The organism is uncultured Paraglaciecola sp. (genome assembly GCF_913058035.1).
In the GTDB taxonomy this organism is placed as follows: Bacteria; Pseudomonadota; Gammaproteobacteria; order Enterobacterales; family Alteromonadaceae; genus Paraglaciecola.
In genome coordinates this window covers 1-7,652 of the sequence record NZ_CAJXPA010000189.1, presented here as the reverse complement: position 1 = coordinate 7,652, position 7,652 = coordinate 1, and the positions used below count along the sequence as shown (strand labels likewise).

8 protein-coding genes are annotated in these 7,652 nt (G+C 39.9%); 2 read left to right on the top strand and 6 right to left on the bottom strand.

Going from position 1 to position 7,652, the window contains the following annotated elements; genetic code table 11:
• The first annotated feature begins 124 nt into the window (after positions 1-124).
• Entirely contained in the window at positions 125-646 is a 522-nt protein-coding gene (locus QZ562_RS17910; protein ID WP_293763216.1) for a hypothetical protein, read from the top strand.
• A gap of 180 nt (positions 647-826) precedes the next feature.
• On the top strand, positions 827-1,171 hold the full coding sequence (locus QZ562_RS17905) for a zinc ribbon domain-containing protein YjdM (protein WP_293763214.1): 345 nt from the start codon (positions 827-829) through the stop codon (positions 1,169-1,171).
• A gap of 3 nt (positions 1,172-1,174) precedes the next feature.
• Here the strand turns inward: QZ562_RS17905 and QZ562_RS17900 are convergent, their stop codons facing one another.
• The 6 genes from QZ562_RS17900 to QZ562_RS17875 form a co-directional block, all read right to left on the bottom strand.
• On the bottom strand, positions 1,175-2,467 hold the full coding sequence (locus QZ562_RS17900; protein ID WP_293763211.1) for an ATP-binding protein: 1,293 nt from the start codon (positions 2,465-2,467) through the stop codon (positions 1,175-1,177).
• A 31-nt stretch (positions 2,468-2,498) separates the two neighbouring features.
• A complete protein-coding gene (locus QZ562_RS17895; protein WP_293763209.1) occupies positions 2,499-3,218 on the bottom strand; it encodes a response regulator in 720 nt (239 codons plus the stop codon).
• A complete protein-coding gene (locus QZ562_RS17890) occupies positions 3,215-3,637 on the bottom strand; it encodes a DUF3019 domain-containing protein (RefSeq protein WP_293763207.1) in 423 nt (140 codons plus the stop codon). Before QZ562_RS17890 ends, QZ562_RS17895 begins: the two co-directional genes overlap by 4 nt.
• Positions 3,638-3,652: 15 nt before the next feature.
• A complete protein-coding gene (locus QZ562_RS17885; RefSeq protein WP_293763205.1) occupies positions 3,653-4,501 on the bottom strand; it encodes a MipA/OmpV family protein in 849 nt (282 codons plus the stop codon).
• A gap of 357 nt (positions 4,502-4,858) precedes the next feature.
• Positions 4,859-6,334 (bottom strand): S41 family peptidase, encoded by a 1,476-nt coding sequence (locus tag QZ562_RS17880; RefSeq protein WP_293763203.1) that lies wholly within the window; start codon positions 6,332-6,334, stop codon positions 4,859-4,861.
• Positions 6,335-6,456: 122 nt separating this feature from the next.
• Entirely contained in the window at positions 6,457-7,293 is an 837-nt protein-coding gene (locus QZ562_RS17875) for a MipA/OmpV family protein (protein ID WP_293763201.1), read from the bottom strand.
• Positions 7,294-7,652 lie beyond the last annotated feature (359 nt).

The following is a 7,652-nucleotide window of genomic DNA, read 5'->3' as shown; positions in this document are numbered from 1 at the left end:
GCATTAATATGAACCTCATCTTGGCGGACAAATGATTGTAATGCTGAAAATTAAATGAAATTTAATTTCAGTGCCTGAGGTCATTAATGAAGAATAATAAAATCAATAATAAAACAGGAAGCATATGCTCAATAACACTGTAACACTTGAAGGCCAATTAGAGACGGTTAAACAGGCTAAGGAATTTTTGCTGGGTCTCACTGCTGAAAATTATCAAGTGGTGCTCAAACCGCATTTTGCTAGTAGCGCTGGTACACATATTCGCCATATATTGGACCATTATTCGGCTTTAAAAGATGGGCTAAACCAAGGTCTGGTTAACTACAATAGACGAAATCGTTACTCTAGTATTGAAACTTGTCCTAAAGCTGCTCTGTTAGAATGGAAAAAGATTGAGCAATGGTTACAAGAGATCAATCAGTTAGACGCTGATATGCCCCTTAATATAGTCTGTGAAACTTCTGTTAAAGAAACTCAAAATGCCCAGACTAAATCGACCTTAGCCCGCGAATTAGTATTTGTTTCTAGCCACGCGATACATCACTTTTCTTTGTTAGCAGTGATCAATTCTTTGTTAGGTAATAGAGACAAAGGTAACCTAGGGATCGCACCAAGTACTGCCACTTATATACGACAACAAGCTTAATTATAGGTATTAAGCACAAAGACAAAACCACTGTGATATAACTATTCTAATCAATTTTTTATTCTTTTACTTTCATAGCTAACCTCATTTAAATCCATCGTATGGAGCTGGCAATCGTCCAGCAAAGCACGGATAATTATCGCTAACTGTTTTTTATAAGAATGTAGTAAGGATTTTTTCATGAGCGATTTACCTCAGTGCCCTAAGTGTGGTTCAACTTACACTTATGAAGATAGAGATGTTTATGTGTGCCCAGAATGTGCACATGAATGGCCCCAGAACGGAGGACCTGAGTCAGCTGAAACAGACGAAAAGTTTATCAAAGATTCAAACGGCAACGTGCTTACCGATGGTGACACTGTTACGGTGATCAAAGATCTCAAAGTAAAAGGGTCTTCTGCTGTTGTTAAAGTGGGTACTAAAGTGAAGAATATTCGTTTGGTGGATGGTGATCACGATATCGATTGTAAAATTGATGGTATAGGAGCCATGAAATTGAAGTCTGAGTTTGTTAAGAAAGTTTAGTGATTATTTATTGTAACGTTTAAACGTTATAGTAAATTTCGCACCACCAAGCTCGTCAGATTGACTAATCACAACATGCGCGCCATGCCATACGGCTATCCTAGCGACTATTGCCAAGCCCATACCATAACCCTTTTGTTCGATCTGATTTTCACCTCGAATAAAGGGTTTAAATATCTCCCCACGCTTTTCCACAGGTATGCCCGGGCCATCGTCAGAAACACACATAATCAAGCTAGTAGTTGTTTGCTTAGTGGTGATTCGAACATGCTTAACTGCATATCGTTGTGCGTTAGACAGTAAATTATTGATTAACATGGACAGATAATTTTCATTACCATCGATGATAATCTGAATTTTGGACAACCCACTAACATCAATTGATACCGCAGATGAATCGCTTGAAGTGAGATTACGGGCACAGCCTTCAATCAGCGTATTTAGATTTAGAGGTAAACGTTCAACGTTAATCATTTTCTGGTCGAGCCGGGCATAATCAAGCAATACACCGACTAGGTTTTCCATTTCTTGGATGTCTTGGCTTAAGTGTTGGATATACTTTTCTTTGGTTTCGGGTTTATTGGTTTCGCTTAAGGCCTCAATACCAAAACGTAGCCTAGCCAAAGGTGTGCGCAAGTCATGTGACACGGCGTTGCTTAATAATTTGTTGTCTTCCACTAAGGTTTCTATTTTCTCTGCCATACGATTAAATTCATTTTCAATATCAACAATATAAGATGTAGACGAAATATGAATGCGTTCAGAAAAATCACCTTCTCCAAAATTTTTTGCTGTACTTCTGAGTAGTCGTAATCGCTTTATCAGCGGATAAAGCCATATAAATACACACAGTAAAATGCCTGCATAAAATACTGTGGTTAAGGCAACTTGCAAAGTTAAGTTGCCTTCTTGTTTGGATTGTTGCTGGATATTCAGAGTTAATACTTGCTGCTGTGACAACAAAAGCTGGTTCACTGTAATCAGCTCCTCTGATTCTAAAACCAGTGGTTCGCCTTGACTGAAATTATCACGCAGGCTGGCGGGTAATGGGAATTCTGCTAGAGGAGTAAGCGTTAGTTGTTGTTGGTTTTGGTTTTGCCAAGTTGTGACGAATTGTGCAAAGTTGTCAGTTTTGTCTAGGGTATTGGCCAGTGGTGCGATAATTTTTCGATAGGCACTATATTCATCCGTGTCTTTTTGTTCTTGGTATTCATTAAAAAATGTATCCAGTCCCCATCCTAAAAAAATGATGGCGGTCAATATCGCAACGATTAAGGAGAGTGTGAGTTTTTTCATATCTCACCGACATATAACAGTTCAACAGATCCTATGACCACGCGTTAGCTACCAACAAGTAACCTTTTCCCCAAATGGTCTTTATTCTAAAAGGGTTGTTCGCATCGTCGCCGAGTTTTTTGCGCAGTCTGGACACAATCATATCGACACTTCGGTCAAAACCGTCGTAATCAAAGCCACGGAGTTGATGCACAAGTTCAGTTCGATTTACCACCTGGCCTGCTGATTGGGCTAAATGCCAAAGCACATCAAATTCATTAGATGAAATGGCTACTGGTTCATCGTTTAACTTCGTTGTGCGTGAATTAGCGTCAAGATGAAAGTGTCCAAGCTGTATATGATTTTCGCTTGAGGTTGCAACCTCACTTTGGTTATTCGAGCGTCGCAACAAGGCCTTTATTCTGGATAACAATGCCCGGGGTTTGACGGGTTTAGTCACGTAGTCATCTGCACCTAATTCAAGGCCTAACACTTCATCCATTTCTTGATCCCGTGCCGTCATCATTAAAATGGGTCCGCGATAGAAACTGCGAGCTTCTCGGCACACATCAAAGCCGTCTTTTACTGGTAGCATGATATCTAACAATACTAGGTCAGGGTTATCTGTTTTGATCAATTCAACTGCGACATCGCCACGGTTTACTAAAGTGACCATATAACCGTGTTCAGTCAGATAATCGCTGAACCATTCTGCCAGCGACATATCGTCTTCAACTAACATAATATGGGGTAGGTCGGGCTCTTCAATCAAAATAATTTCCAACTAGCTTTAGGGCGTTTAGACGATTTAAAAACCCACGACACTGTGATATGTACCGAGGATAGATTAGTCTGTTCATCCGTTTTCCGGATGCCATAAGTCAAACTTTTATCAGATTGAAAGTCAAAGTCTACTTCGCCAGTTTTTACGTTTGACCAACATTTTATATTGTCAGAGCTAGATAACTCCACTAGGCAATAGTTACCCACTTCTGGCTGATGCCATCTAAAGGTGACTTCCTGATAGCAAACTTGCCCTTGCCGTAAGGCGACACAACGAAGAGGGGTGACGACAAGTGCATTCTCTTTGGGACTATTATTTTCAGCATAAGTGCTGCTCGTGTATAGGCAGACCGCTGCAGTAAAGCCAAAAACAAATGACGCTAAGTGTTTCTGATAAGTGAGTATCATAGTCCGGATACTCACTTAAAAAACGTAACTAATGCTGGAATGAATACCGATATGAAAATTTCTTTTTTTCTCAAATAAAGAGCTATCATTTTGGCCAAAATTTGAACCAAAACCTACAGTGGCACGATATATCCAGTTTTCACTTATGGGGTAAGTGACACCCATAGATGAGTTAAAGGTGATAGCAGCTTCACCATCGAAAGTTTGTATCCCTGTTACTGCCGATTCTTCTTTTGTCACGCCATAATAATAATTATTAAATTTTGCATCGGCTAAATACAGGCCAACTAAGCCGTGGAAGTTCCAATTTCTGTATTGCCAATTGCGTCCCAACAGGGCAGACGCTACGGTACCCTTACTGCGACCCCTTGCATCATTTTTGAGAGATACTTGCAGAATGTTTTTTCCAAAATAGCCCGTTAATCGTAAGCCCAGCATAGTACTGCTTTGTCTTTTTATGATACCGATAAAACGATCGTCGGTGTCTTCAGATACGCCACCATCAGTTGTGCCTAACACTAAGTCAAAAGACCAGTTATCACTGTTGTAAGCGTTATACCCTATGACTATAGGTTCGGCTGTTTCAGCCAATACATCGATAAAAAAGCCATTCCAGTTGTAACTGGCACTGAGGTTAATGCTCGGGCCAGCGAATATTCCATCTGAATCTGTGAATGACGAACCAACAAATGCGTTTGCACCTAAACCTATCTCTATAAAATTATCTGGATCATTATTATCCTGAGTATTGGTTCGTAATGTGCGGGCGATATCCGCTGCATAAGCAAATGATGAAAATGCGACTAATAATATCGCCATCAGTGATAGTTTTTTTATGGGGGAATACCACATGTTTACTTCCATAATTATGCACACCCATACAGTATATTTTTAACTCAATATAAAATACGTATCAAGATGCAGCTTTTGTAACAAAATGTAGCAATTTATCATTCAAAGCAAGCGGCAGCTGCTTAACCTTCATTAGATCTAACCTTTAAATGCCATTTTTAAGGGCCTAGCCCACTTGGCATTATCAACAGCACTGTTTTTGAGCCAATATACTTTGACTGTGCAGGTGAAGCATTGTTTGATGTGGCGATATTCAAACTCATCAAATAAAGTTATTCTAATCGAAGAATGAAATGTTTAAAAGCAACGATTGATCGCAACACGTGAAGGGTACTTAGCGTTCACGTGTTGCTGAAACGCACTCCATCATTACTGCTGAATAATCCACGCTTGCGCTTTTTCCAAACCCAAATCATTACCTTGCTCTCGTTGTTCTAGGGTAAAAAATGCTTGTTCAATATCCACAGGCACCCCGTCCCCTTCAAACTCTTCATTATCAGGTGTGAGGTAAAATTCGTTCGACAAACTAAATATTGTGCCATGAGGTAGTGATTTATTGAGACCATCAGAAAAGCCACCTGCGGTTGCTTCGCCGACTAAAACGGTATTTGCTCGCTGACGCATGCTCATTGCAAAGATTTCAGCTGCACTATAGGTGGATGCACTGGTCATCACTGCTAACGGTCCAAGAAACTGAGTATCACCTTGTGGCTCAATAAAAACTTGTTGCAGTGGGGTGCGACTATCACTTAATCTCGCCTGTTTACTATACGCATGTAAAGATTGATCGATAAAGCGGCTAGTGATCATCCTACTCACAAAATCATCTCCGCCATCATTATTTCGCACATCAATAATAACGCCATCTACATCAGCAAAGTACTGCATAACTTCATCCAAGGTCTCGGTCAATATTACTTTATTTTGTGCGACATTATTATCGTTATCACCGAATTCATTTATGTCCATGGTGGTCACATTGAGATAACCAATATTATTTTCAAATGTTGCCCAAAACATTGTTTCGTTATCATTCATTTCAATTTCTGAGTCCATCACAACATGGCTCAAAATGGCGTCAATAGACTGTTGTTCTGCATTTTCAAAGTAAATTTCAAAGGCCTCTTCTTGTTCTTGCCCAAAGGGTAATTCTACTTGCTGGGTTGAGATAAAGTCTAATAGCGCTATTGCGTATAATGAGGCCTTTCTTTGCACCGAAAAGGAGATATCTAAATCTTCGTTGCCGATCTGCACGTGGAAGTCATTTAGGGGGGCAACCATTTCAGTTAATATTTCAACTAATTCAACTTCAGTGGTCTGGGGGCTAATTTGGCCATTTGCTAATTGGAACACCTCAACCCAATCTACATCTTCAATATGAAAAAACGCATAATATTGACTAAAGGTTTGCCAAAATATTTCAAAATCTCGCTGAGCATCAAATTGATAATTAGCATCACCTTTATTGGCTGTTAAGTCGTTCACACAAAGATCGGGCAAACTATTTTCTTTGTTCATCACGATGCCAGGATTTTTGGCACCAGTAAAAGTGTTAACAATAGAGTTATTGTCATCACTGAGCTGCATACTGCTTTTTAACTCATCATGATCGAAATCAAATTCAATTTTTTGGCAAGACTCTGAAGTAAACTGATATAACTGATGAGTATCGGCCTGCATATCCAGCGCATAGCCATAAGCGGGTGCCTGCCAAATGCCAACTAATGGTTCGATGTTATTAATTGGAATATCGGCTTGTTCCTTATCATTGTTACAAGCACTTAGGCACACACTCATTGTGATGCAGCAGATAAAGGGTAATTTCGAAAATGGTGAGAGTTTCATGGGTATATTCTTTTATGTTTAAGTGGCTGTTTGTTTTCCAAGCAGCCACAAGTTATTCGAGGTATTGTTCAGCAAAGTCTTAAGTGATAAAGATGAACAAGCGTCATATTTTGCTTATATTCTTAAAATTCGTAGGTAATACTGGAACTAATACCCGTATAAAAGTCTCTCTTTTTGCTAAATAAAGGGCTGTCGTTATATCCAAAGTTTGAGCCTGCATGAGCGGTTGCCCGAAACTCCCAACTTTCAGAAATAGGGTAAGTGACTCCTACTGATGAATTAAAGCTCACTGAAGCTTTGCCATCGTATGCTTCAAAGTCAGTTATGGCTGCTTCTGCGTCTGATACACCTAAGTAATAATCGTTAAATTTTGCATCCGCCAGAGTTAGCCCTGCTAGGCCATGAAAATTCCAGTCATTAACTTGCCAATTGCGCCCTAACAAGGCCGATGCAACAGTACCTTTACTTCTGCCCCTGGCATCATGCTTAATTGACACTTGCAAAATGTTTTGTCCAAAATACCCCGTTAAGCGTCCGCCTAACATAGTGCTGCTTTGTCTTTTTGTGATACCGATAAATCGATCGTCGGTGTCTTTAGATATGCCACCACCTGTGGCGCCTAACATTAAGTCAAAAGACCAGTTTTCACTTTTGTAAGCGTTATAGCCGATGCTCAATGGTTCGGACGTTTCCATCCCTACATCGATGAAAAAATCATTCCAGTTGTAACTGCCACTCACGTTAATGCCAAAGCCAGTTTCTTTGCCATCCTCTTCAGTCAAAGATGAGCCAATACCCACTCCTGCATTTATGCCTATTTCGAAGAAATTTTCAGGAACGCTATTTTTATCTGCATTGCTGCGCAATTCGCGAGCAATATCTGCAGAGTGAGTAAATGATGAAAACGCGACTGACAATATCGCAACAAATGATAGTTTTTTTATGTGTGAAGACTGCATGTTTACTTCCTAGTTAATTGAGTACCGATGCAGTATATTTTTAACCAAACACAAAATACGTATCAAGATGCAGCGTTTGTAACAAAGTGTAGGAGAGTAAAACTGAACAAAGCTAATCCGCCCTATGGGAAAGTCAGATTCACGGGAAAAGTTAAAAGCAAAAGAATTTGAACCACAGAGGACGCAGAGAGCACAGAGGAAAAGCAGGTGAAAAAGTGTATTGTTTTTGGGTACAGGAGCTAGTTATGTCTGGTTATAATTTGCCAATTGCAGAAGTTGATAAGGACAGAGTTGACTTGCAGCTTCGAGCCTAATACCGGACAGTCGAGTGTTAAACCTGAAGGAGAACTTTGTGCCAA

Excerpts from the sequence above, each read along its gene's own strand:
- QZ562_RS17910 (WP_293763216.1), top strand. The coding sequence starts at position 125 with ATGCTCAATAACACTGTAACACTTGAAGGCCAATTAGAGACGGTTAAA.
- QZ562_RS17875 (WP_293763201.1), bottom strand. The coding sequence starts at position 7,293 with ATGCAGTCTTCACACATAAAAAAACTATCATTTGTTGCGATATTGTCA.
- QZ562_RS17885 (WP_293763205.1), bottom strand. The coding sequence starts at position 4,501 with ATGGAAGTAAACATGTGGTATTCCCCCATAAAAAAACTATCACTGATG.
- QZ562_RS17900 (WP_293763211.1), bottom strand. The coding sequence starts at position 2,467 with ATGAAAAAACTCACACTCTCCTTAATCGTTGCGATATTGACCGCCATC.
- QZ562_RS17890 (WP_293763207.1), bottom strand. The coding sequence starts at position 3,637 with ATGATACTCACTTATCAGAAACACTTAGCGTCATTTGTTTTTGGCTTT.
- QZ562_RS17880 (WP_293763203.1), bottom strand. The coding sequence starts at position 6,334 with ATGAAACTCTCACCATTTTCGAAATTACCCTTTATCTGCTGCATCACA.
- QZ562_RS17905 (WP_293763214.1), top strand. The coding sequence starts at position 827 with ATGAGCGATTTACCTCAGTGCCCTAAGTGTGGTTCAACTTACACTTAT.